The organism is Thioclava litoralis (genome assembly GCF_045278885.1).
Lineage (GTDB): Bacteria > Pseudomonadota > Alphaproteobacteria > Rhodobacterales > Rhodobacteraceae > Thioclava > Thioclava litoralis.
Genome location: NZ_CP135443.1, coordinates 1,079,758 through 1,105,547 on the forward strand (window position 1 = coordinate 1,079,758; position 25,790 = coordinate 1,105,547).

The following is a 25,790-nucleotide window of genomic DNA, read 5'->3' on the forward strand; positions in this document are numbered from 1 at the left end:
CGAGCTCCAAGGACCAAGACACCAGTCCGAACGGCGTAATCTCCTCACTATTAATAAAGAAACCCCCAGATCAAAAAGCAAAAACCCGCACCTTGCGGCGCGGGTTTTCAAAAACTCATCGGTGCGGCAGCGATCAGGCTGCTGCTTTTGCCTGTGCAACGATTGCAGCGAAGGCTTCCGGCTCATGAACTGCCAGATCGGCGAGAACCTTACGGTCCACTTCGATACCGGCAACGGCGAGCAGGTTGATGAATTTCGAGTAGGTCATTTCGGCGTCGACTGCGCGGACACCTGCGTTGATACGCTGGATCCAGAGCGAGCGGAAATTACGCTTGCGCGCCTTACGGTCGCGGGTTGCGTACTGGTTTGCCTTGTCGACGGCCTGAGTGGCGGTGCGGAAGTTACGCGAGCGCGAGCTGTAGTAACCTTTTGCGGCCTTCAGGACCTTCTTGTGACGGGCGTGGGTGACCTTACCGGATTTAACGCGTGCCATAGTTCAAGTCTCCCAGTATCAGCGGTTGTACGGCATGTATTTTTTGACGATTTTCTCGTCGGAGTCGCACAGGACCATGGTGCCAGCGGTGTTACGAATGAACTTCGTGGTCCGCTTGATCATGCCGTGGCGCTTACCTGCGTGACCAACTTTGACATGGCCGTTCGCGGTGAACTTGAACCGCTTTTTGGCAGCGGATTTCGTCTTCATCTTGGGCATTTCCGTCTCCTTAACGTAAGAGGGGTTTACGCGCGACTCGGCATGCCTCTTGGGCCGGCCGCGCGGCCGTCTAGAACGCGCCTTCTAGAAAGCTTTGCCCCGTTTTGCAAGCCTTATTCTGGCCTGACAGCCGCCCCATCGGGCCGGTATGGCCAGATCTCGCGATATCAGGGCAGAAACCGTGCCATCACCCGCGCCACGGCCTGCGGAATGTCACTATAGCTATAGCCGGTCGGGCTGAGAGTCACCGCAAGGATGACAAGACAGGCCCCCAGCACAATCGTGACGGCGGCCATGCGGGGCGGGCGCATTTCGGAATAGGCGGAAACACCGGCGGGAATCGCGAAAACGATCAGCAAAAGACCGAAAGTCAGACAATAATCCGCCGTCATACCCTGCCTTTCCGAGCTGTCTCCCAAATGACAGCCGCCCCGAACGCGGGTCCGGGGCGGCAGCTTGGCTTGAAACGGTTATTCCGGCTCGGTGCGGAAGATCTGGCGCTCGTCGCAAGGCGCGACGCGCAGGATGTTGGTCGTGCCTTCCACATTGAACGGCACACCGGCCACCACCACGATCTGGTCTTTCTCATCGGCCAGACCGAAATCGCGGGTCGCACGGACCGCATTGACCACAGCCATCTTGAAGCGCCCCACCTCTTCGGATTTGATCGCCTGCACGCCCCAGGTCAGGCAGATCTTGCGCAGGGTCTTGGTGACCGGCGACAGCGCGACGATCGGCACCTGCGGACGTTCACGCGCCACAAGACGCACCGAAGTCCCCGTCTGGGTATAGCAGCTGATCGCGGCGATATCGGTGGTCTCCGCAATCTCGCGGGCCGCGGCCACGATGCCATCCGCCACAGTCTGGCGGCGGGCTGCCGTGAAGGTCCGGCTGGAGTTAATAACCTCGCGGTAGGTCGAATCGCCTTCGACCTGCTCGGCGACATTATTCATCGTTTTAACCGCTTCGATCGGATAGCGGCCTGCGGCCGATTCCGCCGAAAGCATCACCGCATCCGCACCCTCATAGATGGCCGTCGCCACATCCGAGACTTCGGCGCGGGTCGGCATCGGGCTTTCGATCATCGATTCCAGCATCTGGGTTGCGACGATCACCGGCTTGGCCGCCGCACGCGCCTTGCGCACCAGCTTCTTCTGGATCGGCGGGACATTCTGCACCGGAAGCTCGACGCCAAGGTCACCACGCGCAACCATGATCCCGTCGGACACCTCGAGGATCTCGTCATAGGCCTTCACGGCGGCGGGCTTCTCGATCTTCGACAGCACCAGCGCACGCCCCTGTGCCAGAGCTTTCGCCTCAAGCACGTCATCGGCGCGCTGCACGAAGCTCAGCGCCAGCCAGTCCGCGCCCAGCGAGCAGGCGAATTCCAGATCTTTCTTGTCCTTCTCGGACAGCGCGGGGATCGGCAGAACCACATCCGGCACGTTCACACCCTTACGGTTCGAGATGGTGCCCCCCACCGTCACGGTGCAATTCGCGAAATCCGCACCGCACTCCTCGACCTTCAGGCGGATCTTGCCGTCATTGACCAGAAGCGTGGTGCCCGCTTCCAGAGCGGCAAAAATTTCGGGATGCGGCAGGCAGACACGATGCTGGTCGCCGTCTTTGTCCTCCAGATCCAGACGGAAGGCATCCCCCTCTTCCAGATCTGCCGCACCGGCAGCGAAGGTTCCGACCCGCAATTTCGGGCCCTGAAGATCTGCCAGAACAGCAATCGGGCGCCCCAAATCTTCTTCGACCTTACGAATGATCTCGTAGCGGGCACGCTGTTCGTCATGCGTGCCGTGGCTCATGTTCAGACGGAACACATCGGCTCCGGCCTCGAACAGACCGCGGATCGTTTCATAGTCGGAAGATGCAGGGCCCAGAGTGGCGACGATCTTTACTTTGCGAAGGCGTCTCATGCGACCTCGTTGGTTAGGAATTACGATTTAGTCGTGGGCCGCCCCAAGGTATTGCGCGATTTTGTCGCAAGTGCAACTGGCACTTCGGGGCAGGCTCGCTTATTCACTTTGATGCAGCACCAAAACTAAGAATGCGTGACAATAGGTGATCTTCCATGACCGAAACCGCTTTTCACATTCAGGGCGCAGAGCGGAGCGCATGCTGGCTGGTCACCTGTGATCACGCGACAAACCATGTGCCGGACTGGATCAACGGCGGTGATCTGGGGCTGCCGCCTGCCGATATGGCGCGCCATATCGCTTATGATCCGGGCGCGTTGGGCGTCTCCGAGGCTTTGGCACGCCTGCTGGACGCCCCGTTGATCAGCACAAATTTCTCGCGGCTGGTGATCGACCCGAACCGTGGCGAGACGGACCCGACGCTGCTGATGAAGCTCTATGACGGCACGATCATTCCCGCCAACCGCCATGCCGATGCCGCCGAGAAACTGCGCCGTCTGGAGCGTCTGCACCGTCCCTATCACAAGGCACTGGAAACCTTGGCCGCACGGCGCGAGAACAGCGTGATCTGCGCCATCCATTCCTTCACGCCCCAGCTACGCGGGCGACCGCCGCGGCCTTGGCAGGTCGGCATCCTGTCGGATCCCCGGGACCGCAGACTGGCCGAACCGCTGATCGAGGCGCTCAGGGCGCGACATATTCCGACCGGAGATAACGAACCCTATAAGGGCCATCTTGCCGGAGATTCCATCGACTGCCACGCGCTGCAAACGGGACGCCTGAACATCCTGATCGAACTGCGTCAGGATCTGATCCAGACCAGAGCTCAGCAAGAGGAATGGGCCGCGACTTTGGCGCCCCTTCTGCAACAGTCTCTAGATTGTTGCCAGAACCAGCGATAATATCGCGGCATTCAAGGTTAATAGTTTCCGACCTCACGCATTATCACGCGCGCGTGTGAATTAAGATTGACTTAACCATCCAATCACATATCCAGCAGATATTCTTATGTTCTGCTGGGGCCGGTCATGGGCGCTTTTTTACTTCTTTCCCTTCTTCCTTTGGCTTTCGCTTTCGGCATCCACGACATGTCCGATCACGATGATGATAGCGACGATCCCTCTGACGAGATGACCGCCGATACCGATACCGATACCGATACCGATACCGGCACGCAGACCGACGATGCGGAAGACGACAGCTCTGACGACGCCACGCAAAGCGATAGCACCACCGAGCCGGACAGCACCGAGGATAGCGCCTCCGAAGCCACCGACACGACCGAGGAAACCGGAGAGGACGAAACGGCGCAGGACAGCTCGGAAAGCGGCACCGATGACAGCACCTCTGGCGAAAACGACTCGCAAAGTGACACGCAAAGCTCTCCGATACGGCAGGTCGCGGCCTCGGGTCAGGTCACCTATGGTTCAGCCGGACGGGACTGGATCCACGGCACCGAGGGCAGCGACACGATCATCGGTGGGGATGGCGATGATACGATCATGCTCAAGGGCGGCGACGACATGGGCAGCGTCCCCGCCGACCTGAGCGATCTGACGACGCTTTCCTCAATAGATGACCTGATCAGCTCGCTTGAGGATCAGGGCTTCTTTGGCGGGATCGGCGGTGCGGGCGATGACTATATCGATGGCGGCGCGGGCAATGATGCGCTGCTTGGCGGCCCGGGCAATGACACGCTGCGCGGCAATACCGGCGATGATGTGCTGATCGACCATCAGGGCTCGGATTCGCTGCATGGCGGCTATGGCGATGACGGGCTGATCGCGCTGGATACGATCGCGGGCAATTCCGATACCCTCAATGGCGGCGCGGGCAGCGACCTGCTGATCGGCGATGATGGCGATGTCATGTGGGGCGGCGATGGTCAGGATGCCTTCATCGTCAATGCAACCAATGCTGGCTCGCCCTATGGCGATCCGGTGACCATCAAGGATTTCGGCGAGGGCACGACCGAGGATGACCCCGAAGTGCTGGTGCTGAGCACCATGCAGGGGCCGCCCTCGACCTTCACCATCTCGGCCGATGATGCGGGTACCACGGTGCGCATCAACGGAAATAGCGTGGCCTATCTGGAAGGCGTCACCGAGGATATGGAAACGCTGGCGCAACAGATCGTGCTGGTGGATGACCTCACCCAGCAAGCCTATCTGCCCACCGTCCTGAATGCCTGATCGAGAACCGATCCTGCGGATGACAAAAACCCCGACCGCGCGGTCGGGGTTTTCTTTTGCCGTTTCGGGGGCCGCGCTTACAGCGCCGTTTTGGCGCTTTCGGCCAGATAGATCTCGCGCAGGCGGGTCGCCACGGGGCCGGGCTTGCCGCTTGCAACCGGTTTGCCATCCACTTCGATGACCGGCGTCACAAAGGCCGAAGCCGAGGTGAAGAATGCCTCATCGGCGGCCTGCGCCTCTTCGATGGTGAAGGAACGCTCTTCGATCTGCATCTGCGCCTCGGCGGCATATTTCAGCAGCGCCGCGCGGGTGATCCCGTGCAGGATGTCATTCGACAGCGCGCGGGTGATGATCTTCCCGTCCTTCACGATATAGACGTTATTCGACGAGCCTTCGGTCACGAAACCATCCTCGACAAACCATGCATCATCCACATGCGCTTTCTTGGCCGCCATTTTGGCCAGCGAAGGGTAGAGAAGCTGCACGGTCTTGATATCGCGGCGGTGCCAGCGCAGATCGGGGATCGAGATAACCTTGATGCCTTTCTTGGCTTTGGGGTCATCCAGCAGGCCGTTCTTGGCTTGGGTATAAAGCACCACGGTCGGCTTCACATCGGCGGGCGGGAAGGCGAAATCACGGTCGCCAGCATTCCCGCGCGAGATCTGCAGGTAGATGCCGCCATCGATGAAATCGGGGTTGCGCTTGATCAGCTCGCGGTGGATCTCCAGAAGCTCGTCGCGGGTCAGCGGGTTCTGCATCTCCAGCTCGTTCAGCGAGCGGGCGAGGCGCTTCACATGGCCCTCGAAGTCCCACAGCTTGCCGCCGATCACGGCCGTCACTTCATAAACTGCATCGCCCATAACGAAGCCGCGGTCGAAAATCGACACTTTGGCTTCTTCTTCGGGGATATAGTCACCGTTGAGATAAACGATACGGCTCATCGGCCTTACTCCTTCTTCCCTCAACCCCAAAGCACTGCTTCGGGCGGATAAACTTTGCCATCTTCGTAATAGAGCGGCTGCTCACGGTCTTCTGCCAGAAGCAGCGGGGCGTCAAGATCGACAATAGCGGCACCTTGCGCCACCAAGGTCGCGGGCGCCATCCCCAAAGACGACCCCAGCATACAGCCGACCATCACCTTATAGCCTTCCGACAGCGCCACATCGCGCAGGCTGAGCGCCTCGGTCAGGCCGCCGGTCTTGTCGAGCTTGATGTTGATCATGTCGTATTTGCCCTTCAGATGCGCCATCGAAGCGCGGTCATGACAGGCTTCATCGGCACAGATCGGCACCAGACGTTCGACCCCCATCAGGCCCTCATCGGCGGCGGCAGGCAGCGGCTGTTCGACCATCGCGATATTCAGGCGCAGGAGGTGCTTCTGGATATCGAGGAAGGTCTCCATCTCCCAGCCCTCGTTGGCATCAAGGATGATCTTGGCCTTGGGGGCCCCTTCGCGCACGGCCTCAAGCCGCGGGATATCATCGGGCGTGCCCAGCTTGATCTTCAGCACGGGGCGATGGGCGTTCTTGGCGGCTTTCTCGCGCATTTTCTCGACCGTATCGAGCGAGAGCGTATAGGCGGTCACTTCCGGCTTGGGTGCGGAAAGCCCCGCCATCTCCCAAACGCGCTTGCCCGCCTTCTTGGCCTCGAGATCCCACAAGGCGCAATCCACCGCGTTACGGGCCGCACCGGCGGGCAGCGCCTCTTGCAGCTCCATACGGGTGATGCCCTCGGGCAGCGAATTGATCTGCGCCGTCACACTTTCCAGCGTCTCGGCATAGCGTTTATAGGGCAGGCATTCGCCCCAGCCGGTCACACCGTCGCGGGTGATCCGCACCGTCAGCACATCGGATTGGGTCCGCGAGCCGCGCGAGATGGTGAAAGCCTCGGCGAGTTTGAAACTGTCGGGGGTAACTTTGATCATGATCTCTTCCTCACTCTGGCAGGGCCTATCACAGGCCATTTGACCCGCAAGCTAAGGCTTTTTCCAAGAGTGTCAGTAAAAACCCGCCGGAAACTGGTTCCGGCGGGTCATGGGCTTACTCGGCGGCGACGGCGTCAAGCGCTTCCAGCGCATCGACCAGCGGGCCCGCACCAAAGCGGAAGGGGTCGGTTGCGGGCAGACCCATTTCGGCTTCGACCTTGGCCAGATAGGCTTTGGCTTCGGCTTCGGGCATGCCCTTGGTATTGATCGAGATACCCACAACCTTACAGGCCGGATTGGCAACCTGTGCCAGTTGCAGCGCCAGATCACGCACGGCTTGCAGCGAAGGCAGCTTATAGCCCGGCAGGCCGCGCATATGGTCACGGGTCGGCTCGTGGCAGATCACCAGCGCGTCGGGTTGGCCGCCGTGGATCAGCGCCATGGTCACGCCCGAATAGGACACGTGGAACAGCGAGCCTTGGCCCTCGATCAGATCCCAGTGATCCTCGTCATTATCGGGGGTCAGATATTCGACCGAACCGGCCATGAAGTCGGCAATCACGGCATCCAGCGGCACACCGTCGCCGGTGATCAGGATACCGGTCTGGCCGGTTGCCCGGAAGCTGGCCTTCATGCCGCGCTCGCGCATCTCTTTTTCCACACAAAGCGCGGTATACATCTTGCCGACCGAGCAATCGGTGCCCACGGCCAGCATGCGCTTGCCCTTGCGCTTCACCCCATTGGCGATCGGATACTTCACCGAAGGAATACGCACGTCATGCAGTTGACGGCCGTTTTTCTCGGCAGCGGCCACCAGTTCGGCCTCGTCGCGCAGCAGGTTATGCAGGCCCGATGCGATGTCCAGACCAGCTTCCAGCGCCTTCACCAGAACCTCTTTCCACGCCGCCGAGATCACACCGCCACGGTTGGCCACGCCGATCACCAGCGTTTTGCAGCCCGCGTCCACGGCCTCTTCCAGCGTCATATCGGCCAGACCCATATCGGCATTGCAGCCCGCCATGCGGAACTGCCCCACGGCAAACTCGGGACGCCAGTCCTTGATGCCCTGCGCCACTTTCGCGGCCAGAGCGTCCGGCGCGTCACCAAGGAACAGAAGATACGGGGTTTCGATAAGCGCCATCGTTCAGGCCTCCAAATGGGTTGTTGGACATAGGCTATGACCTTTGCGCAGAAATTTCCTTGGTATTTGGAGCATTTTTGAAAGATAATTCTGAAATATATTTCAACAAAAGGCAATTTGGCCGATTTTATTTGCGTCATCTTGAAAAAGAGTCGGAGATTGATCTGAAATTTTACAGATTCAAGCAATCCTCTGCCGCATAAACGACTCGTTCATTCTGCATTGCAGAAAGTGATTGAAAACGCACGCGCAACAATATATCAACTCAAGCATCAGGATAGAAACATCATTACCGGAGGAACGATGAGTTTCCGCATCCAGCCTACCCCGCCTGCCCGCCCGAACCGCTGCCAGCTGTTTGGACCCGGCTCGAACACGAAGCTTTTTCCCAAGATGGCAGCCTCGGCGGCAGATGTCATCAATTTGGACCTCGAAGATAGTGTCGCGCCCAATGATAAGGCGGTTGCCCGCAAAAACATCATTGCCGCCAGCCACGAAATCGACTGGGGCAACAAATATCTTTCGGTGCGGATCAACGCGCTGGATACGCCCTATTGGTACCGCGATGTGGTCGAGCTGCTGGAGGAAGGCTCGGAGCGCATCGACCAGATCATGATCCCCAAGGTCGGCTGTGCGGCGGATGTCTATGCCGTTGACGCGCTGATCACCGCGATCGAGACCGCCAAGGGCCGCACAAAGAAGGTCAGCCTTGAGGTGATCATCGAATCTGCGGCGGGCATCGCCCATGTGGAAGAAATCGCGGCCAGCTCGCCCCGCCTGCAGGCAATGAGCCTAGGGGCTGCCGATTTCGCGGCCTCGATGGGGATGGCGACCACCGGCATCGGCGGCACGCAGGAAAACTACTATATGCTGCACGAAGGCGCCAAACATTGGTCCGACCCGTGGCACTGGGCGCAAACGGCGATTGTGGCAGCCTGCCGCACGCATGGGCTGTTGCCGGTGGACGGGCCGTTTGGCGACTTCTCGGATGATGACGGCTTCCGCGCCCAGGCGCTGCGGTCGGCCACGCTGGGCATGGTTGGCAAATGGGCGATTCACCCCAAGCAGATCGCGCTCGCCAACGAGGTCTTCACCCCCTCGGAGGCCGCCGTCACCGAAGCGCGCGAGATCCTCGCCGCGATGGAGCAGGCCAAATCCGAGGGCGCAGGCGCGGCTGTCTATAAGGGCCGCCTTGTGGATATCGCCTCGATGCGTCAGGCCGAAGTCATCGTGCGTCAGGCCGAGATGATCGGCGTCTAATCACGCCAGCGGGAGCCGGATTTCCGTCCGCAGCTCCCGCTCCGGCACTTCCTCGGGATTGTTGAGATAGACCTCATAGGCCACCAGCCCGCGATGCTCCTCGCCCGAGGCGGGATACCATTCGTCGCTGAGTTTGGCATAGGCCTGCGCCAGTTGCCGATAGGGCCCGACCACCTCCAGAACGGCGTAACGGCCTTCGGGGTAACGGATTTCTTTCATCGGCGGCACAATCGGGCAGGTCTCCGACACAATGAAACAGGCATCCGAACGCAGTTTTTCCACAGGCGTTATCCGCGGATTGTCATAGCCCACGGCGGCGGCCCCTTCCACATGCCCCCATAGGAGCCCGTCCTCGAACATATGCACCAAGCGGGCAAAGGCTTCGGTCAGGTTCTGATAATCCCCGCGATGGGCCAGACCCGCCAGACGGACACCCGCCAGAGTGCGGATGGTCACCTCTCCGATCATACTGCTCTCCTCTTTCCTCGCCCCTGATGTAGCACAGCTTTCGCAAGCTCACAGCCCTACCGTTGCATTTCCATGCGCGCGAGGTCATATAGGCGCCATCGAGCCAACCGGAGGGTCACGATGATCAGCTATCTCGAATTCGAAAAGCCTCTTGCCGAGATCGAGGGCAAGGCCGAAGAGCTTCGCGCCTTGGCACGGGCAAACGAAGAGATGGATGTGGAGAAAGAAGCCGCTGCGCTGGACAAGAAAGCCGCGCAGATGCTGAAGGATCTGTACAAGGATCTTTCGCCCTGGCGCAAATGTCAGGTCGCGCGCCATCCCGAGCGTCCGCATTGCAAAGATTACATCGAGGCGCTCTTCACCGAGTTCACGCCGCTGGCTGGCGACCGCAATTTTGCCGATGACCACGCGGTTATGGGCGGCCTTGCGCGCTTCAACGACCAGCCGGTCGTGGTGATCGGCCATGAAAAGGGCCATGACACCGCCTCGCGGATTGCCCGCAATTTCGGCATGGCCCGCCCCGAGGGCTATCGCAAGGCGATCCGCCTGATGGAAATGGCCGATAAATTCGGCCTGCCGGTCATCACCCTGATCGACACGCCCGGTGCCTATCCCGGCAAGGGCGCGGAAGAGCGCGGCCAGTCCGAAGCGATTGCCCGCTCGACCCAGACCTGCCTCAATATCAAGGTGCCGCTGATTGCGCTTGTCATTGGTGAAGGGGGGTCTGGCGGGGCCGTAGGCTTTGCCGCAGGCGACCGCGTGGCGATGCTGGAACATTCGATCTACTCGGTCATCTCGCCGGAAGGCTGCGCCTCGATCCTGTGGAAGGATGCCGAGAAAATGCGCGAGGCGGCGGAAGCGCTGCGCCTGACCGCGCAGGATCTCAAGAAGCTCGAGGTGATCGACCGGATCATCAAGGAGCCTCTGGGCGGGGCCCAACGCGACCGCACCGCAACTTTCGAGGCCGTGCGCACGGAAATCGGTGCCATGCTGAAAGAACTGGCGGGCCGCGACGGGGTCGCGCTTGTGAAATCGCGCCGCAAGAAGTTTCTGGATATGGGCTCGAAAGGGCTTGCGGCATAAAGCCGCCGACATTCCGAAATTCTCCCCCGTCATCACCAATGGCGGGGGTTTTGCTTTGCCAGCCGTTCCTTACAGTGGCGCCATGCGTATCGACCCAAACAAGATCACTCTCCGCACGGCCTCTGCCGAAGACGATGATGCTGCCCTGACCGGCCTGCTCAACGAGGCCTTTCCCGGCTTTTTCGAAGAGCGCAGCTTTTTCAAGCAAGAGCCGCATCAGCGCGTGCTGGCCTTTCAGGGCCCGACGCTGGTGGGGCAGATCGGCATTGACCGGCGCGTGATCTCCATCGAGGGCACTCCCTACCGGATCATCGGGCTGATCGATCTTTGCGTCACCCCCAAAGCCCGCAGACAGGGGATCGGGCGGGCTTTGGTGCAGGCCGCGGAAGCTTTGGGGCAGGACCGCGAATTTGCGATCCTGTTTTCGGACAGCCCCGAGATCTATCGCGCATGGGGCTATCGTCCGCTTCCCGCTGCACCGATGCGCTGGCTGGCGATTGACGAATTGAGAAGCCATGCGGTGATCGAGGGCGAGATGAGCGACGTGCTGCTGGTCAAGCCGCTGGGGACGCGGAAATGGCCCCCCGGCATGATCGACCTGCTGGGCTATATGTTCTAGCCCTCAGCCCTTCGGCGTCAGCTCGGCCACGATCGGCATACCGGCTTCGGCCATCAGCATGTTGGACCGGGTCTCGATCTGGGTCTCGATCTCGGCCATGAAGGCATCGACCTTCAACCCCGGAGCGATCGGCGGCAGAAACTCCACCACAGCCAGCCCCGGCTTGCGCAGGATCGCATGTTTGGGCCAGAACAGCCCCACATTCACCGCCACCGGAACAGCGGGCGTTTTCAGCGTGGAATACAGCGCCCCCGCCCCCACCTTATAGGGCTTCTGCGCCCCCGGAGCGACACGGGTGCCTTGCGGGAAGATCACCAGTTGGCCGCCCTTTTCCTGCCCTTTCTTGGCGGCTTTCAGCATGGCTTTCACCGCAGCCCCGCCCTTGCCACGGTTAACCGGAATGCAGCCGATCAGCCACGCATACCAGCCCACGAAGGGGGTCCAGACCAGTTCGCGTTTCATGATGAACTTGCCCTTGGGCAGGACCGAATAGATCATCAGGATATCCATGAAACTCTGGTGCTTGGCACAAACGAGCACATCCCCTTCCGGAACGGTGCCGCGCACTTCGGTCCGCAATCCGACAATCCAGCGCGCCGAAAAGCGCACCCAATGACAGAAGCTGCGGCAGATCACGATGGCCACGCCGCGCCCGCCGATCAGGGCAACGGGGAACAGGCAGATCGCCATTACGGCCATCACGAGATACATCAGCACGATGAAGACGAGCGAGCGGAGATATTGCATCAGCGGATCCCTTTCAGCATGCGCATGGCGGCGAATTGCGTTGCGCCGAAGGCCACAAGCGCCGCCAGAACCGGAATAAGGAGCGGCCAGAGCCAGCCCGCCCCGCTAAACCCGAGCCCTGTCAGGAACGCCCCCGCCGGACTCGCATCGGGCAGAAGCGCCACAGCCGCCATCCCCAGAAGCGTGCCGATCATCGCGCCCGCAAGTCCCCGCGCGGTAAAGCGGCGCACAAAGGCGCTGGCGATGAACTGGTCACGCGCGCCCACCAGACGCAGGGTGCGGATCACCTGTCCGTTGGCGGCAAGCGCCGCCTGAGCGGCCAGCGTGATCATCCCCGCCATCGCCCCGCCGATCAGAACCAGCGAGACAAGCCCCAGCATGCGCAACCGGCCAGCCGCCTGCACCAGCGGCCTGCGCCAGCGGGTATGGTCGTCCAGCACCGCACCGGGAGCCTCGGCCTGAAGCCGGAGCCGCAGCCCCTCGACATCAATCCCCTGCCCGTTCTCGGTAATCTCCACCAGACGCGGCAAGGGCAGCGTATCCACCGGCAGGTCAGCACCGAACCACGGCTTGAGAAGGGCCAGCATCTGCGTATCGTCCAGCGCCTTGTATTCCGAGATTCCGGGCGTCTCGCCCAGCACCTTCAGCACCGCATCCACCTGCGTCTGCATCTGGTCCTCGGGGGCCGAAATCCGAACGGTGGCGGTGCGCGCCAACGCATCGGCCCAGCGATGTGCCAAACGGTTGGTCGCCAACGAAAGCGCCAGCGCAAAGACCGCCAGAAAGGCCATTGCTGCGGCCGTGATCAGTGTCAGCCGCGCGGTAAAGCCCGTGGGCGGCACGACCCGCGCCGCAGTGCCTTGTTCGATCTTGAGAAAGTTCAGGGAAATCACAGGTCCGCTCCCGCCAGTTGCAACCGCCGTCCGGAAATGCGCAGCACCCGCGCCTGCACCTGCGCCTTGGCCTGCCGGATCAGGTTCAGATCGTGGGTGGCAATCACCACCGTCTTGCCCATCCGGTTCAGCTCGACCAGAAGCCCCAGCAGACGCAGCGACATCTCCCAGTCAAGATTTCCCGTCGGCTCGTCGGCCAGAATGACATCGGGGCTCATCATCACGGCGCGGGCCAAAGCCGCGCGCTGGCGTTCGCCCCCCGAAAGCTGCGGCGGCAGGGCATTCGCCTGACCGCGCAGCCCGACCCAAGACAGCAGCTCGCCCAATTCCTGAGGATGCGCAGGGCGCCCCGAAACGGTCAGCGGCAGCGCGACATTCTCGATCACCGGCAGATGGTCCAGAAACTGGCAATCCTGATGCACCACACCAATCCGCTGCCGCATCAGGGCGCGGTCATCGCGGGTCATTGTGCGGATATCTTGCCCCATCAGGCTGACATGGCCCGCCACCGGCAGAAGCTCGGCATAGCAGAGCTTGAGAAACGAGGTCTTCCCCGCCCCCGAAGGACCCGTCAGAAAATGGAACGATCCGGGGACCAGTTTGAGCGAGACTTCGGACAGAAGCTCGACCCCGTTATAGCCAATCGCGACATTTTCTAGTTCGATCACCAAAGGCCCCCTTGCATCGCCATTTTTCACCGCAACGACGCTACTACTTGGATAATGATTGGCTGCTTGCTACAACATCGTAAAATGAATTGCCAGATTGGCGATGGCGTCCTATCCGGACGCATTGGGCCCATAAGTTAAGTAACCGAGGCATATCCTTAATGCGACTGACCTGCCCCAAATGCGCAGCCCAGTACGAAGTCAATGACTCGGTGATCCCCGATGCGGGGCGCGATGTGCAATGTGCCAATTGCGGGACGATGTGGTTCCAGCCCTCGGCGCGGATGCAGGCGCTGCCCGATGCGGTGACAGACCCCCGCGATGAAACAGACCCCCGCGATGAACCTGCCGAAGAGATCGCCCCGTCTGCATGGAAGCCCGGTCATGCGATCACGTCACTGGCCGATGCCGATCGGGCACAGGACCTGCATGATGACGCGATCGCGGCAGATATTGCCAGGGCGCTGGAAAGCGACAAAGAACCGCTTGAAACGGAGGGAAGCGCCGTCGCTGATGCGGCTGCGGACGAGATATCTGACGATTCTGAATCTTCAGAGATCCCGGAAAAAACGGCATCTGACGAGGCATCGCCAGACAAGCCCCGCGAGGAAGAGCCCCCCCAAGAAGACGAGGCAGAGGATCTGCGTCCGGCGCCCCAACCCGGCATGATGCCACGGCGCAAGCTGGATGACGGGCTGCTGGCGATCTTGCGTGAAGAGGCGGAGCGCGAGGCGCAGGCCCGCCGCGCCGAGGGGAGCCTGCTCCAGACGCAGGAAGAGATGAATCTGGAACCCGTCGCTCAGGCAGCAGCCAGCCGTGTTCAGGCCAAGCTGGCGCTTCTCAGGCAAAACGAGCAAAGCGCACCGGCCACCTCCGAGGTCGCGGAAGTGGCGCTGCCCGATGCCGGTATCACCGATGCCGATATCACCGAGGCAGCCCTGCCGAGCGAGGAGGCACCGGTCCTTGCGGCCTATGCCCCGCCGCAGCCCGATGACGGCTTCGAGGAAGACGATCCGGATTACCATATCGGCGCGGTGCTTCCCGAGGCAGACCAGTTCAGCGACGCGCCCGAGGATAGCCTGCCGGAACCGGATGCGCAGGCGCATGTCTCGATCAGCTATACAAGCGACCTCCCCCCTGCGCAGGGTCCCGCGCCCGAATCCAAACCCGAGCCACAGCCAGAATCCCAGCCCGCCCCCGTTGCGGAAGAGGCGCCGCACGTGGAGGCCGTCGAGTTGGTGCATGTGGAGCCGGACCCCGCCTCTGACCCGATCCATCAGCTCAGCCGCCGCGACCAGCTGCCGGATATCGAGGAAATCAATTCGACCCTGCGCGCCTCCTCGGACCGCGGGCGCCATGCTGCGGCCTATGATGCACCACAAACTCTGGCGCGTCGGCGCAGCAGCTTCCGTCTGGGCTTTTCTCTGGTTGTCGGGCTGGCGGCCATCCTGCTGGCCATCTATCTCGGGGCGTCACAGATTGCAGCCGCGGTTCCTGCCGCGCAACGCCCCTTGCAGGCCTATGTGACCAAGGTCGACCAAGCCCGTCTGGCGCTGGATGACCAGCTTGAAAAGCTGATCATCTGGCTCGGCGGCACCGCTTGACGCCGCGCTTCCGCGACACAGGTCCGCACGCAGCGCCCCTGTGAAACCGCCTCCGTTCAGAACCTGTCCAGCAGACGGTCCAGATAATCGCGCTCCTGCGCGCTGCGGTCCCGCTCGGCCTGACGACGCCGGATCTCGTCCAGCAGATCGCGGGCGCGGCCATAGGGGTTTTCGCCCTGAAGCATGTTCTCTTCGGTTCCGACACGGTTGCCATCTCCGGCCGAGCGCCCGAGCGGATCGCGGGGCATCGCCCGCTGGCCACCCTGACCGCCCTCCCCGTCGCGCATCTGGCCTTGCTGGCCCTGTTGTTGCTGGCCCGCCTGACGCTGCTCTTCGCCGTTTTGCGCATTGTTCAGCGCCTGCATACCTTCGCGCAGCGACTGGATGGCCTCGGCCTGATTGTCCAGCGCCCGTCCGTTATCCCCTTTGCGCAGCGCATCCTCGGCGCGGCCCATCGCCTCGCCCGCATCATCAAGTCGCTGGCGGGCACGGTCACTTTCGGCGGACCCGAGATTGGGCAGCAGTCCCTTCTGGCGATCCAGTTCCTGACGCAGGGCGCGCTGACGGTCCGAAAGGCTCTGCCCTGATCCGGATGGCGACGGCGCATCCTGCGCCTGACCGTTCTGATTATTCTGACCGTTCTGACTGTCCTGACCACTCCGGCCTTCTTGCCCCTGCTGACCGTTTTGCAGATTGCGGAACGCATCATCGGAGAGCTCCTGCTGTTCGCGCAAAGTGTCACGCAAGTTCTGCATCTGACGACCACCTTGCCCCTGCCCGTCGCCCTGCGTGACTTTCATATTCTGCATCATACGATTGAACTGCTCCAGCAGCTCTTGCGCCTCGGCCATACGGCCCTCTTTCATAAGACGCTGGATCTCGTCCATCATCTGTTGCAACTGGTCGCCGGTAATCTGCTGGCTCTGCTGATCCTGATTCTGCGTCGGATCGCCCTGCGTCTGGTCGCGTTCTGCCAGCATACGGATATAATCATCCGTCGCGTCTTTAAGCTCTTGCATCAGCTTGTCGATTTCGTCCTGCGACGCACCATTCCGCATGGCCTCGGACAGGCGCTCCTGCGCCCGCTGCATGCGCTCCAACGCGTTCGACAGACCGCCATCCTCGACCAGCTCGGCCATATTCCATAGCATGTCAGCCATCGCGTCGCGCGCCTCGGGCGTATCAAGCCCCTGATCCAGCCGCCCGATCACTCCGCGCAGCAACACGCGCACCTCGGCAGATCTGATCAGGTCGGGCGCACGATTGTTCAGAGCTTTCAGAATATCGGAAACATAGGCTGCATTCCCACGGTTCCACAACAGATCCTGACGCATCTCGACAAATGCCGACGCCAGAGGATCAAAGAACCGCCGTCCGGGCAAAACAATCGCCTGCCAGCCCGAAGATCCGGTCTGGCCGCGCCCGTCGGTCACCTCCAGCTCCAGCTTGACCGGCAGATTGGCCCATGCATGCTTTTCGGCATCTTCAACCAAAGACCCGTCAAATGCCTTGCGTGAACCGGTGTAAGGCATCGGCAGATCATAGATCAGCGCCTCGCGCGGCTCGGGATCGACCTTCAGGCCGAATTTGCGCGGAATCGCCGCCAGATCCAACTGGATCCTCGCCTGACCGGAGGTCACGGCATAATCATCCGAGGCGTGGAACGGCAGCACCATCTTCCCATCGGCACGCCGCTCGACCGCCCCCGTCAGACGGATTTCAGGGGCATCATCCGGCGAAATCCGGATATCGAACTTGCGGCCCGCCATGCCAGAAATCTCGACGATGCCACTTTGCACCGCCTCGAAATCGCGTCGCGATACATCGGTGCCGCTTGTATCTTGCGGCGCGACGGCCGGACTGGACACGCTTTCGCGAAACCCGATCTTGCGGGAATCCCCATAGAACCGAAAAGAAAAGCGGGTGCCCTCGGGCAGGGTCAGCGTATCGGTCTTGAGAGAGTTGAGATAGAGCCCCGGTTGTCCGGTATAACGCGGCGGCTCGGCCCAGCCTTCCCAACTGGGGCCCATTGCCGCCAGCGCGGGCGCGGTCCCTCCGGGCAAGGCACCGTTTTCAAACATGCGGGAGGGTGCCCCGAACACCAGCGCGCTGACCAGCAGCAGGATCGCCGTCAAACGCAGCGCATAGGGATCACGCGGGGCCAGATCGGGATTGGGGCGCACCGCTCGGGCGGTTTTCGCGCGCTCTGTCATGCGGGCAATATGCGCCTGCCACAAAGCCCGGCTTGCGGGATCACTGCCCCCAAGCGCCATATCATCGGCCAAAGCGGTTAACGGACGCCCCGGCAAGGTCTCATCCACACGCGCCACGGCCTCAGCATGGCTGGGCCAGCGGAAAACGCGCCAGCCCGCAATCAGGCTGGCTGTCAGGGCAAGCCCCCAAAGCCCGAGGCCAGCCCAGCCAATCCATGCCGGCAGCGTCAAGATCCCGAAGACAAGGGCCGCCATACCGACCGCGCAGAGCGAAAGCGCAGGCCAGAACGCCCGCAGACCACGTTCAACCACCAGCCCCAGACGGGTCTGCGCAATTTTACGGGCCACCCGACGCAAAGCGGGGTCGGCATATGTCCGGGCGGGATCAGGCTTGCGCAGGGTCATCGGTCCTTTCCGGGCATGTAGAGCACGCCCGGAACAGGGGCGCGTTTAGAGCCACTCGGGAATGCTATCGCGAGACAGCATTTCCTCAAAGCTTGGTCTTTGACGGATGACAGCGAAGTGATCACCACGCACCAGAACCTCGGGGATCAGCGGGCGCGAGTTATATTCGGATGCCATAACAGCACCATAGGCCCCTGCCGAGCGGAATGCCACCAGATCTCCAGCCCCTACAGGCGGAAGATTGCGGGCTTTGGCAAAAGTGTCACCGGTCTCGCAAACGGGCCCCACCACATCAAAGGGCGCTTGCTCGACACCGGCCTGTGCCTCGACCACCGGAATGATGTCGTGATGGGCACCATACATCGAGGGGCGCACCAGATCATTCATCGCCGCGTCGAGAATCAGGAAGTTCCGGCCCTCGCCTTCCTTCAGATAGATGACCTCCGAGACCAGAATACCGGCATTGCCGGAAATCAGACGGCCCGGCTCGATCTCGATCTCGCAGCCCAGATCCCCCACGGCGCGGCGGATCACCTCGCCATATTCAATCGGTAGCGGCGGTGCGTTATTGTCGCGCTGATAGGGAATGCCCAGACCACCGCCCAGATCGAGGCGGCGGATATCATGGCCATCGGCGCGCAGGGCGCGGGTCAGTTCGGCCACCTTGTTGAACGCGGCTTCAAAGGGCTCGAGATCGGTCAGCTGCGAGCCGATATGAACGTCGATGCCCATGACTTCGATCCCCGGCAGCGTGGCGGCCATCGCATAGACGGCCTGCGCCTTAGCGATTGGAATCCCGAATTTATTCTCGGATTTGCCGGTAGCGATCTTCTCATGGGTCTTGGCATCCACATCGGGGTTCACGCGCAGCGCGATCGGCGCCTTCAGCCCCTTGGCTGCCGCGATTTCCGAAATGGCCAGAAGCTCGGGCTCGGATTCCACGTTGAACTGACGGATGCCGCCATCAAGAACCAGAGCGATCTCTTCGCGGGTCTTGCCGACGCCGGAAAAGACGATCCGCTCGCCCGGAACGCCCGCAGCCTTGGCGCGGCGATACTCGCCGCCCGAAACCACATCCATACCCGCCCCCAGATCGCCCAGCAGCTTCAGCACCGCCAGATTGCTGTTCGATTTGATTGCGAAACAGATCAGATGGTCGGTCCAGCCAAGGGCCTCCTGGAACAGTTTGAAGTGACGTTCCAGCGTGGCAGCCGAATAGATATAGACCGGCGTGCCAACCGATCTGGCGATCTCCGATACGGGCACATCCTCGGCATGCAACGCACCGTTTTTATACGTGAAATGATCCATGAAAGTCTTCCGGATATGATGTGACGGGGCCGCCAGAACCGGCGGCCTCAAGCATTACGGGGTCTGTTGGGCCGCTTCTGACGGGGGCACCGGCGGGCCTTCGACCCCGCAGGCCGCCAGTGCCAGAAGCGCTAGGACAAGCGCGGCCTTCATGCCTGCGCCTCTTTCCAGCGCGCGATCTGGGCGCGGACCTGCGCGGGCGCGGTGCCACCATAGGACATGCGCGACGCGACCGAGTTATGCACACCCAGCACCGTGAAGATTTCATCCGTGATGGCCGCATTGACCGATTGCATATCTTCCAGCGTCAGATCGGGCAGGTCGCAACCCTTATCCTCGGCCATCGCCACTAGCGTGCCAGTGACATGGTGCGCGTCACGGAAGGGCAGCCCTGCCTCGCGCACCAGCCAGTCGGCCAGATCGGTCGCGGTGGAGAAGCCGCTGGAGGCCGCCGCCTCCAGCTTTTCGGTGTTCACGGTCAGATCGGCAATCATGCCCGACATCGCCGCCAGCGCCAGCATCAGGTTGTCGGCCGCATCGAAGACCTGTTCCTTATCTTCCTGCATATCCTTGGAATAGGCGAGCGGCAGCCCCTTCATCACGGTGAACAGCGCAACCGTCGCACCCAGAATACGGCCGATTTTGGCGCGGATCAGTTCGGCCGCATCGGGGTTGCGCTTCTGCGGCATGATCGAGGAACCGGTCGACCATTTGTCCGACATCGCCACAAAGCGGAATTGCGCGGAGGACCAGATCACCAGCTCTTCGGCCAGACGGCTCATATGCACGGCGCAGATCGACGAAGCGGAAAGGAATTCCAGCGCGAAGTCACGGTCGGACACGGCATCAAGGCTATTGGCCATCGGACGGTCGAAATCGAGCGCCTTCGCCGTCGCATGGCGGTCGATATTGAAACCGGTGCCCGCCAGAGCCGCCGCCCCCAGAGGCGATTCGTTCATACGCTTGCGGGCATCGGTGAAGCGGCCCAGATCGCGCGCGAACATTTCGACATAGGCCATCATGTGGTGACCCCAGGTGACCGGCTGCGCGGTCTGCAAATGGGTAAAGCCCGGCATCACCCAATCCGTGCCCGCCTCGGCCTGACCGATCAGCGATTTGATCAGCGACTGCAGGCTGTTGATCGCCGCATCACATTGATCACGCACCCAAAGACGGAAGTCGGTGGCCACTTGGTCATTGCGCGAGCGCGCGGTGTGCAGACGGCCTGCGGGTTCACCGATGATCTCTTTGAGGCGCGCCTCGACATTCATGTGGATATCTTCCAGCGCGGTCGAGAAGGTGAATTTGCCACCCTCGATCTCTGACAAAACGGTGAGAAGACCTTCCCTGATCGCCTTCGCGTCGCTATCAGTGATGATGCCCTGCGCAGCCAACATCGCCGCATGGGCCCGGCTGCCCCGGATATCCTGTGCGGCAAGACGCTGGTCAAACCCGATCGAGGCATTGATCGCCTCCATGATCGCGTCGGGACCTGCGGCGAAACGCCCGCCCCACATTGCGTTGGAGGATTTCGGTTCGCTGGTCTGTTCGGTCATCTTTCGGCCCTGTCATCTGGAGGCAAAATGCTGCGGTCCCTCGTCCTTTATACGGCCCTCGCGCTTGGTGCAAATGCGGCGATGGCTGCAGAGCTTGATCCGCTCAAGACCGGAGAGATGCAGAAGCTGGTTACCTATAACGCGCCAATCGATCTGCCTGAACTGGAATTTCAGGACGAAGGCGGGAAAACCCATCACCTTTCGGACTATAGGGGCAAAGTCGTTGTGGTGAATTTCTGGGCAACGTGGTGTGTGCCCTGCCGGGAAGAGATGCCCGCATTGGAAAAATTACAAAAAACGATTGGTGGCAAAGATCTGGCGGTGGTGACAATCGCCAGCGGCCGCAATCCGCCAGAAAAGATCGACCGGTTTTTTGCAGATATCGGCGTGGAGAACCTTCCCAAATTCACCGATAAATCCCAACGTGCGGCCCGATCATTAGGCGTTCTGGGACTTCCCGTGACCCTTATCGTCAATCGCGAGGGGCAAGAGATTGCCCGCTTGATCGGAGGAGCCGATTGGGCGGGAACAGACGCGCAAACCCTTTTGCGCGCCGTTATTTCAGATCCGGCCTGACCGGTCCGCTCAGGAACTACGCATATAGGACGACATCGCGTTCTCGATGACTTCCGAAAGTTGCATGATCGCTTCCAGTCGCTCTTTGATATCGGCATGGAAAGAATCAAGCTGGTCAATCGTGGTCGACAACCCGCCAACATCGCGCATCCGACCACATTCGACTCTCCCCAGAACGCGGATCGTATCAAGGCCCAGCATCTGGCGCCGGATATCCGCGCTGGCACGGTTCAGCTCTGCGGCATAGCCGACCGCCCGCGACATTGCCGTGCGGGCATCCTCGGTACATTGCGTTTCCAGCCCGTGCAGAAGCTCTTTCTCCGCAAACCAGTCAATTTGTGGCACCGGCACGCTTTTATCAATATTCACAACCATTTCCGACATAACGCGGTTGCAACCGATCAGGAACAGAACACGCGCCACCTCGCGCGATAGCCGCTCGCACATATTGTCATGTCCGCCCACAAAGCTGGCAAGACGCTGGGAGATCACTTGCGAGCTGGCTTTGTAATTTTCAGAAATTGCCGAGACCGGCCCGCCCGAAGGCTCCATCCGCGAGGCCACAATGCGCATGTTATTGGGCACAGATTGCAACGCTTCGAAGCTGCGCAGCAGTTTCATCTGCTGCTCCGTCGCCTGTTCAAGGGCATGATTCATCTCTGCCAGAATGCGCGTCCTCCGGTCTGTCGCCCGTTTCAGACGCTCGTCCCGCTTGGCCAGTTCCTGTCCAAGCGCATAGGCGATGAAACTTGTATAGCTGGAAAACCCCTGAGATTCCGCTTCCTCGCGCAGCAAGGAGGCCGACTCTTCCGCCGTCAGCCCCTCGCGCTGTTCGCGTTCGACCAGCTGCGGATAAATCTCCTTGATTCGCTGAAACACGTCACTGGAAGGTTTCAAACGCACACTGAGATAGCCGCCATCGATCGGGAGGATAACAGCCAGAACCCAATAGTAATCGCCATTCTCGCAGCGATTCTTCACATAGGCCCCAATCGGATTCCCCTTCTGGATCGAATCCCACATAATGCAGAAAACGCCCTTGGGGACATCCTTATGCCGCACGATCTTGTGGGGGGCGTTGATAAGCTTGTACCACGAGAAACCGGCGACGCGCTGAAACACATCATTCCCAGCCTGAATGACGCCGCGCTTGTCCGTACGGGAATAGAAGAGCTCATCAAAACCGAACGGAGCCTCACTTTCGTGAGTCGTCGAGAAACCGGTTTGCGCGTTCATAAACAAAAGCCTCTTTGCCTGGATCTGACCCAGTCATACAGGCAACGCGGTTACAGTTTGGTTTACAGGCCTAAACCTTGCGGCCTTCAAGCTTCATTTACCATAAAGCGAGGAGAAAATTCCTATTTACAAAATCTTAGCCCTCACACGCCAGTCTTGGAGCACCCAGAGACGGAGCGCCACAATGCAAAGCGATTCGAATATCGATCTATATACTGAACAAAATTCGGACAGCCCGCTCTCTTTCGCCATTGCGCAGCGCGACAAGAACACGATTGCGATGGTCGAAAGAGCTGTCGAGCGCCATGATGTCGTTCTGGCCTTCCAGCCCGTTGTGCAAACCTCCCGTCCCGATCAGGTTGCGTTTTACGAAGGGCTTATCCGCGTTCTCGACGAACGTGGTCGAGTGATACCTGCAAAAGATTTCATCGAAACCGTCGAAGATACATCGCTCGGGCGTAAACTCGATTGTCTCGCCCTTGAGGCCGGGCTGCAGGCACTGCGCGAAAACGAGGCTCTGCGCCTTTCGGTCAATATGTCCGCACGCTCAATCGGATATCCCAACTGGATGAAAACGCTGAATAAAGGCCTTGCGGTTGACGAAACAATTGCAGAACGGCTTATTCTGGAAATTACCGAAAGTTCGGCAATGCAGATGCCCGAACTCGTCACGGTCTTCATGCAAGATCTACAGGCCAGAGGCGTCGCCTTTGCTCTGGATGATTTCGGCGCGGGGTATACTTCTTTCCGCTATTTACGGGAATTCTACTTTGACATCCTGAAAATTGACGGCCAGTTCATCAAAGGAATTTCCGAGAACTCGGACAATCAGGTGCTGACCGAAGCACTGATGTCTGTTGCACGGCATTTCGAAATGTTCACCGTCGCAGAGGCCGTTGAAAACTGTGATGATGCCGCATTTTTGACCTCTTTGGGCATTGATTGCATGCAAGGTTACTATTTCGGTGCGCCGACAATTATGCCACCTTGGAAAACACCACCCGCTGGCCGGATGCGTGCATAAAGAGTTTGATACTTCCCTGTGTAAACCTAAGATTGTTTTTGACAAAGCATCTCGGTCTTTGCCTGCACGGCTGACCGAGTCGCGGTCGCCTGCAAATCCAAAAAGCAATAAAATTTCAAAATACACCGCATTCCTTTACGATTAGCACTTGACCTCCTGCCTTGAGTCGCCATCCTGCGGTTCAAGCGCGGCCCTATGGCTGCTTCTTAGGAGGATTACATTATGACCAATGTCGTCATTGTTTCAGCGGCACGTACTGCCGTCGGTAGCTTCAACGGGTCTTTCGCCAATGTTCCCGCACATGACTTGGGAAAGTCAGTCCTTGAGGCCGTGGTTGAACGCGCAGGCATCGAAAAAGCCGATGTATCGGAAACCATTCTGGGACAAGTCCTGACAGCGGGACAGGGTCAGAACCCGGCACGTCAAGCGCATATCAACGCTGGGCTGCCCATTGAATCAGCCGCTTGGAGCATCAACCAAGTCTGCGGCTCGGGTCTGCGCACAGTTGCGCTGGCGGCACAGCACATCATGCTGGGCGACGCTTCCATTGTTATCGCAGGCGGTCAGGAAAACATGTCGATGTCTCCCCATGTCGCGCATCTTCGCGCTGGCACCAAAATGGGCGACATGAAAATGATCGACTCGATGATCAAAGACGGTCTTTGGGACGCTTTCAACGGATACCACATGGGGCAAACGGCCGAAAACGTGGCGTCCCAATGGGAAATCTCCCGCGAGATGCAGGATGAATTCGCGCTGGCATCGCAACAAAAAGCCGAGGCCGCGCAAAAAGCCGGACGCTTTGCAGATGAAATCGTGCCGTTCACGATCTCGACTCGCAAAGGCGACATCATCGTCGATTCTGACGAATATATCCGTCATGGGGCGACCATCGAAAGCATGCAGAAATTGCGCCCCGCATTCATGCGTGAGGGGGGAACCGTCACCGCAGGCAACGCATCCGGCATCAATGACGGGGCAGCGGCTGTTTTGCTGATGACCGAGGAAGAAGCCGCGAAACGCGGCCTGACCCCGATGGCGCGAATCGCTTCTTATGCGACGGCGGGTCTTGATCCGTCGATCATGGGCTGTGGCCCGATCCCCTCGTCGCGCAAAGCGCTGGAAAAAGCAGGCTGGTCGCCAGCGGATCTGGATCTGATCGAAGCGAACGAAGCCTTTGCGGCGCAAGCTTGTGCGGTCAACAAGGATATGGGCTGGGATACGTCCAAGGTTAACGTGAATGGCGGCGCCATCGCAATCGGTCACCCGATCGGGGCCAGCGGCGCGCGCATTCTGAACACGCTTCTGTTCGAAATGAAGCGCCGCGAAGCCAAAAAAGGCCTCGCCACGCTGTGTATTGGTGGTGGCATGGGTGTTGCAATGTGCATCGAGGGGCTCTGAGCCTCTCGACCAAAGCACAAAAGAAACAAAAGTTAAGACGCATTAGGGTTCGATGAAACAGGACCCAGGAGGAAGAGAATGTCCAGAGTTGCACTCGTCACCGGCGGTTCGCGCGGAATTGGCGCAGCCATCGCAAAGGCCCTTAAAGCCGCAGGCTATAAGGTTGCCGCCAACTATGCAGGTAACGACGAGGCCGCCGCGAAGTTCACGGAAGAGACCGGTATCCCGACCTATAAATGGTCGGTTGCCGATTACGATGCCTGCGCAGCAGGGATCGCCAAAGTCGAGGCGGACCTTGGCCCCGTGGAAGTGCTGGTCAACAATGCCGGTATCACGCGCGATGCACCGTTCCATAAAATGACGAAAGATCAGTGGGATCAGGTCATTGGCACCAATCTGACGGGCATCTTCAACATGACCCATCCGCTCTGGCCGGGTCTGCGCGAACGTAAGTTCGGTCGCGTGATCAACATCTCGTCGATCAACGGTCAGAAGGGACAATTCGGTCAGGCCAACTATTCGGCAGCGAAAGCAGGCGATATCGGCTTTACCAAGGCGCTTGCGCAAGAGGGCGCGCGCAACAACATCACCGTCAACGTGATCTGCCCGGGCTATGTTGCGACCGAAATGGTTATGGCCGTGCCGGAGAAAGTGCGCGAAGCCATTATCAGCACGATCCCCGTCGGTCGCTTGGGGGAGCCGGAGGATATCGCGCGTGCGGTGGTCTTCCTTGCGTCGGATGACGCGGGCTTCATTACCGGCTCGACCCTGTCGGCCAATGGTGGCCAGTATCTTTCGTAAGGCGTTCTGGCCGGCGAAGATATGACGCGAT

The 25,790-nt window shown here is 60.2% G+C and carries 26 protein-coding genes; 10 read left to right on the forward strand and 16 right to left on the reverse strand.

Annotated features, from left to right (window positions below; translation table 11 throughout):
* Nucleotides 1–133 precede the first annotated feature (133 nt).
* The 4 genes from rplT to pyk form a co-directional block, all read right to left on the reverse strand.
* The gene (gene rplT, locus RPE78_RS05350) at nucleotides 134–493 is read right to left on the reverse strand and encodes a 50S ribosomal protein L20 (RefSeq protein ID WP_339108459.1); all 360 of its coding nucleotides are present in this window, start codon (nucleotides 491–493) and stop codon (nucleotides 134–136) included.
* Nucleotides 494–511: 18 nt separating this feature from the next.
* A complete protein-coding gene (rpmI, locus tag RPE78_RS05355; RefSeq protein ID WP_339108460.1) occupies nucleotides 512–712 on the reverse strand; it encodes a 50S ribosomal protein L35 in 201 nt (66 codons plus the stop codon).
* Between the two features lie 167 nt (nucleotides 713–879).
* Nucleotides 880–1,104, reverse strand: coding sequence for a hypothetical protein (locus RPE78_RS05360; RefSeq protein WP_339108461.1), 225 nt, complete (start codon nucleotides 1,102–1,104; stop codon nucleotides 880–882).
* 78 nt (nucleotides 1,105–1,182) lie between these two features.
* Complete coding sequence (pyk, locus tag RPE78_RS05365; RefSeq protein WP_339108462.1) at nucleotides 1,183–2,637, reverse strand: pyruvate kinase; 1,455 nt, start codon at nucleotides 2,635–2,637, stop codon at nucleotides 1,183–1,185.
* A 155-nt stretch (nucleotides 2,638–2,792) separates the two neighbouring features.
* On the opposite strand from pyk, the gene RPE78_RS05370 reads away from it, so the two are divergent.
* Nucleotides 2,793–3,539 carry an N-formylglutamate amidohydrolase gene (locus RPE78_RS05370; RefSeq protein WP_406721429.1) on the forward strand — a complete coding sequence of 249 codons (747 nt, stop codon included), beginning with the start codon at nucleotides 2,793–2,795 and terminating at the stop codon, nucleotides 3,537–3,539.
* A 186-nt stretch (nucleotides 3,540–3,725) separates the two neighbouring features.
* Nucleotides 3,726–4,829, forward strand: a complete 1,104-nt coding sequence (locus RPE78_RS05375) for a calcium-binding protein (protein WP_406721430.1) — start codon at nucleotides 3,726–3,728, stop codon at nucleotides 4,827–4,829.
* 77 nt (nucleotides 4,830–4,906) lie between these two features.
* Here the strand turns inward: RPE78_RS05375 and RPE78_RS05380 are convergent, their stop codons facing one another.
* The 3 genes from RPE78_RS05380 to dgcN all read right to left on the reverse strand — a co-directional run bounded on the left by RPE78_RS05380 (nucleotide 4,907) and on the right by dgcN (nucleotide 7,894).
* Nucleotides 4,907–5,770, reverse strand: coding sequence for a D-amino-acid transaminase (locus tag RPE78_RS05380; RefSeq protein WP_406721431.1), 864 nt, complete (start codon nucleotides 5,768–5,770; stop codon nucleotides 4,907–4,909).
* 20 nt (nucleotides 5,771–5,790) lie between these two features.
* A complete protein-coding gene (gene dgcA, locus RPE78_RS05385; RefSeq protein WP_339108466.1) occupies nucleotides 5,791–6,753 on the reverse strand; it encodes an N-acetyl-D-Glu racemase DgcA in 963 nt (320 codons plus the stop codon).
* A gap of 115 nt (nucleotides 6,754–6,868) precedes the next feature.
* On the reverse strand, nucleotides 6,869–7,894 hold the full coding sequence (gene dgcN, locus RPE78_RS05390; protein ID WP_339108467.1) for an N-acetyltransferase DgcN: 1,026 nt from the start codon (nucleotides 7,892–7,894) through the stop codon (nucleotides 6,869–6,871).
* A 303-nt stretch (nucleotides 7,895–8,197) separates the two neighbouring features.
* Between dgcN and RPE78_RS05395 the strand changes: the two genes are divergently transcribed.
* Nucleotides 8,198–9,154 (forward strand): L-malyl-CoA/beta-methylmalyl-CoA lyase, encoded by a 957-nt coding sequence (locus RPE78_RS05395; RefSeq protein WP_406721432.1) that lies wholly within the window; start codon nucleotides 8,198–8,200, stop codon nucleotides 9,152–9,154.
* Here RPE78_RS05395 and RPE78_RS05400 read toward each other — a convergent pair whose 3' ends face one another.
* Nucleotides 9,155–9,622 carry a GyrI-like domain-containing protein gene (locus RPE78_RS05400; protein WP_339108469.1) on the reverse strand — a complete coding sequence of 156 codons (468 nt, stop codon included), beginning with the start codon at nucleotides 9,620–9,622 and terminating at the stop codon, nucleotides 9,155–9,157.
* Between the two features lie 123 nt (nucleotides 9,623–9,745).
* Between RPE78_RS05400 and RPE78_RS05405 the strand changes: the two genes are divergently transcribed.
* Together RPE78_RS05405 and RPE78_RS05410 are read left to right on the forward strand one after the other, a co-directional pair.
* Nucleotides 9,746–10,705 (forward strand): acetyl-CoA carboxylase carboxyltransferase subunit alpha, encoded by a 960-nt coding sequence (locus RPE78_RS05405; RefSeq protein WP_406721618.1) that lies wholly within the window; start codon nucleotides 9,746–9,748, stop codon nucleotides 10,703–10,705.
* An 82-nt stretch (nucleotides 10,706–10,787) separates the two neighbouring features.
* Nucleotides 10,788–11,324, forward strand: a complete 537-nt coding sequence (locus RPE78_RS05410) for a GNAT family N-acetyltransferase (RefSeq protein ID WP_339108470.1) — start codon at nucleotides 10,788–10,790, stop codon at nucleotides 11,322–11,324.
* A gap of 3 nt (nucleotides 11,325–11,327) precedes the next feature.
* Here the strand turns inward: RPE78_RS05410 and RPE78_RS05415 are convergent, their stop codons facing one another.
* From RPE78_RS05415 to RPE78_RS05425, 3 genes are read right to left on the reverse strand one after another with little or no spacing between them, the layout of a single operon-like run.
* Nucleotides 11,328–12,071, reverse strand: a complete 744-nt coding sequence (locus RPE78_RS05415) for a lysophospholipid acyltransferase family protein (protein ID WP_339108471.1) — start codon at nucleotides 12,069–12,071, stop codon at nucleotides 11,328–11,330.
* On the reverse strand, nucleotides 12,071–12,964 hold the full coding sequence (locus RPE78_RS05420) for a cell division protein FtsX (protein WP_339108472.1): 894 nt from the start codon (nucleotides 12,962–12,964) through the stop codon (nucleotides 12,071–12,073). Before RPE78_RS05420 ends, RPE78_RS05415 begins: the two co-directional genes overlap by 1 nt.
* Nucleotides 12,961–13,632 carry an ATP-binding cassette domain-containing protein gene (locus RPE78_RS05425; protein WP_339108473.1) on the reverse strand — a complete coding sequence of 224 codons (672 nt, stop codon included), beginning with the start codon at nucleotides 13,630–13,632 and terminating at the stop codon, nucleotides 12,961–12,963. Before RPE78_RS05425 ends, RPE78_RS05420 begins: the two co-directional genes overlap by 4 nt.
* Nucleotides 13,633–13,793: 161 nt before the next feature.
* Here RPE78_RS05425 and RPE78_RS05430 point away from each other — a divergent pair, with 161 nt between their 5' ends.
* Nucleotides 13,794–15,236, forward strand: coding sequence for a zinc-ribbon domain-containing protein (locus RPE78_RS05430; RefSeq protein WP_406721433.1), 1,443 nt, complete (start codon nucleotides 13,794–13,796; stop codon nucleotides 15,234–15,236).
* 56 nt (nucleotides 15,237–15,292) lie between these two features.
* On the opposite strand, the gene RPE78_RS05435 is transcribed toward RPE78_RS05430, so the two are convergent.
* From RPE78_RS05435 to argH, 4 genes are read right to left on the reverse strand one after another with little or no spacing between them, the layout of a single operon-like run.
* Nucleotides 15,293–17,854 carry a TIGR02302 family protein gene (locus RPE78_RS05435; RefSeq protein WP_406721434.1) on the reverse strand — a complete coding sequence of 854 codons (2,562 nt, stop codon included), beginning with the start codon at nucleotides 17,852–17,854 and terminating at the stop codon, nucleotides 15,293–15,295.
* A 45-nt stretch (nucleotides 17,855–17,899) separates the two neighbouring features.
* Entirely contained in the window at nucleotides 17,900–19,165 is a 1,266-nt protein-coding gene (lysA, locus tag RPE78_RS05440; protein WP_406721435.1) for a diaminopimelate decarboxylase, read from the reverse strand.
* A gap of 54 nt (nucleotides 19,166–19,219) precedes the next feature.
* The gene (locus tag RPE78_RS05445) at nucleotides 19,220–19,318 is read right to left on the reverse strand and encodes a lipoprotein (RefSeq protein WP_339108477.1); all 99 of its coding nucleotides are present in this window, start codon (nucleotides 19,316–19,318) and stop codon (nucleotides 19,220–19,222) included.
* Complete coding sequence (gene argH, locus RPE78_RS05450) at nucleotides 19,315–20,721, reverse strand: argininosuccinate lyase (protein ID WP_406721436.1); 1,407 nt, start codon at nucleotides 20,719–20,721, stop codon at nucleotides 19,315–19,317. Before argH ends, RPE78_RS05445 begins: the two co-directional genes overlap by 4 nt.
* 27 nt (nucleotides 20,722–20,748) lie before the next feature.
* Here argH and RPE78_RS05455 point away from each other — a divergent pair, with 27 nt between their 5' ends.
* Nucleotides 20,749–21,297, forward strand: coding sequence for a TlpA disulfide reductase family protein (locus tag RPE78_RS05455; RefSeq protein WP_406721437.1), 549 nt, complete (start codon nucleotides 20,749–20,751; stop codon nucleotides 21,295–21,297).
* Nucleotides 21,298–21,306: 9 nt separating this feature from the next.
* Here the strand turns inward: RPE78_RS05455 and RPE78_RS05460 are convergent, their stop codons facing one another.
* On the reverse strand, nucleotides 21,307–22,533 hold the full coding sequence (locus tag RPE78_RS05460) for a PAS domain-containing protein (RefSeq protein ID WP_406721438.1): 1,227 nt from the start codon (nucleotides 22,531–22,533) through the stop codon (nucleotides 21,307–21,309).
* 184 nt (nucleotides 22,534–22,717) lie between these two features.
* Between RPE78_RS05460 and RPE78_RS05465 the strand changes: the two genes are divergently transcribed.
* The 3 genes from RPE78_RS05465 to phbB all read left to right on the forward strand — a co-directional run bounded on the left by RPE78_RS05465 (nucleotide 22,718) and on the right by phbB (nucleotide 25,759).
* Entirely contained in the window at nucleotides 22,718–23,557 is an 840-nt protein-coding gene (locus RPE78_RS05465; RefSeq protein WP_339108481.1) for an EAL domain-containing protein, read from the forward strand.
* 222 nt (nucleotides 23,558–23,779) lie between these two features.
* A complete protein-coding gene (locus RPE78_RS05470) occupies nucleotides 23,780–24,958 on the forward strand; it encodes an acetyl-CoA C-acetyltransferase (RefSeq protein WP_339108482.1) in 1,179 nt (392 codons plus the stop codon).
* 78 nt (nucleotides 24,959–25,036) lie between these two features.
* Entirely contained in the window at nucleotides 25,037–25,759 is a 723-nt protein-coding gene (phbB, locus tag RPE78_RS05475; RefSeq protein ID WP_339108483.1) for an acetoacetyl-CoA reductase, read from the forward strand.
* The last annotated feature ends 31 nt before the right edge of the window (nucleotides 25,760–25,790 follow it).

Excerpts from the sequence above, each read along its gene's own strand:
- rplT (WP_339108459.1), bottom strand. The coding sequence starts at position 493 with ATGGCACGCGTTAAATCCGGTAAGGTCACCCACGCCCGTCACAAGAAG.
- rpmI (WP_339108460.1), bottom strand. The coding sequence starts at position 712 with ATGCCCAAGATGAAGACGAAATCCGCTGCCAAAAAGCGGTTCAAGTTC.
- RPE78_RS05360 (WP_339108461.1), bottom strand. The coding sequence starts at position 1,104 with ATGACGGCGGATTATTGTCTGACTTTCGGTCTTTTGCTGATCGTTTTC.
- pyk (WP_339108462.1), bottom strand. The coding sequence starts at position 2,637 with ATGAGACGCCTTCGCAAAGTAAAGATCGTCGCCACTCTGGGCCCTGCA.
- RPE78_RS05370 (WP_406721429.1), top strand. The coding sequence starts at position 2,793 with ATGACCGAAACCGCTTTTCACATTCAGGGCGCAGAGCGGAGCGCATGC.
- RPE78_RS05375 (WP_406721430.1), top strand. The coding sequence starts at position 3,726 with ATGTCCGATCACGATGATGATAGCGACGATCCCTCTGACGAGATGACC.
- RPE78_RS05380 (WP_406721431.1), bottom strand. The coding sequence starts at position 5,770 with ATGAGCCGTATCGTTTATCTCAACGGTGACTATATCCCCGAAGAAGAA.
- dgcA (WP_339108466.1), bottom strand. The coding sequence starts at position 6,753 with ATGATCAAAGTTACCCCCGACAGTTTCAAACTCGCCGAGGCTTTCACC.
- dgcN (WP_339108467.1), bottom strand. The coding sequence starts at position 7,894 with ATGGCGCTTATCGAAACCCCGTATCTTCTGTTCCTTGGTGACGCGCCG.
- RPE78_RS05395 (WP_406721432.1), top strand. The coding sequence starts at position 8,198 with ATGAGTTTCCGCATCCAGCCTACCCCGCCTGCCCGCCCGAACCGCTGC.
- RPE78_RS05400 (WP_339108469.1), bottom strand. The coding sequence starts at position 9,622 with ATGATCGGAGAGGTGACCATCCGCACTCTGGCGGGTGTCCGTCTGGCG.
- RPE78_RS05410 (WP_339108470.1), top strand. The coding sequence starts at position 10,788 with ATGCGTATCGACCCAAACAAGATCACTCTCCGCACGGCCTCTGCCGAA.
- RPE78_RS05415 (WP_339108471.1), bottom strand. The coding sequence starts at position 12,071 with ATGCAATATCTCCGCTCGCTCGTCTTCATCGTGCTGATGTATCTCGTG.
- RPE78_RS05430 (WP_406721433.1), top strand. The coding sequence starts at position 13,794 with ATGCGACTGACCTGCCCCAAATGCGCAGCCCAGTACGAAGTCAATGAC.
- RPE78_RS05435 (WP_406721434.1), bottom strand. The coding sequence starts at position 17,854 with ATGACCCTGCGCAAGCCTGATCCCGCCCGGACATATGCCGACCCCGCT.
- lysA (WP_406721435.1), bottom strand. The coding sequence starts at position 19,165 with ATGGATCATTTCACGTATAAAAACGGTGCGTTGCATGCCGAGGATGTG.
- RPE78_RS05445 (WP_339108477.1), bottom strand. The coding sequence starts at position 19,318 with ATGAAGGCCGCGCTTGTCCTAGCGCTTCTGGCACTGGCGGCCTGCGGG.
- argH (WP_406721436.1), bottom strand. The coding sequence starts at position 20,721 with ATGACCGAACAGACCAGCGAACCGAAATCCTCCAACGCAATGTGGGGC.
- RPE78_RS05455 (WP_406721437.1), top strand. The coding sequence starts at position 20,749 with ATGCTGCGGTCCCTCGTCCTTTATACGGCCCTCGCGCTTGGTGCAAAT.
- RPE78_RS05460 (WP_406721438.1), bottom strand. The coding sequence starts at position 22,533 with ATGAACGCGCAAACCGGTTTCTCGACGACTCACGAAAGTGAGGCTCCG.
- RPE78_RS05465 (WP_339108481.1), top strand. The coding sequence starts at position 22,718 with ATGCAAAGCGATTCGAATATCGATCTATATACTGAACAAAATTCGGAC.
- RPE78_RS05470 (WP_339108482.1), top strand. The coding sequence starts at position 23,780 with ATGACCAATGTCGTCATTGTTTCAGCGGCACGTACTGCCGTCGGTAGC.
- phbB (WP_339108483.1), top strand. The coding sequence starts at position 25,037 with ATGTCCAGAGTTGCACTCGTCACCGGCGGTTCGCGCGGAATTGGCGCA.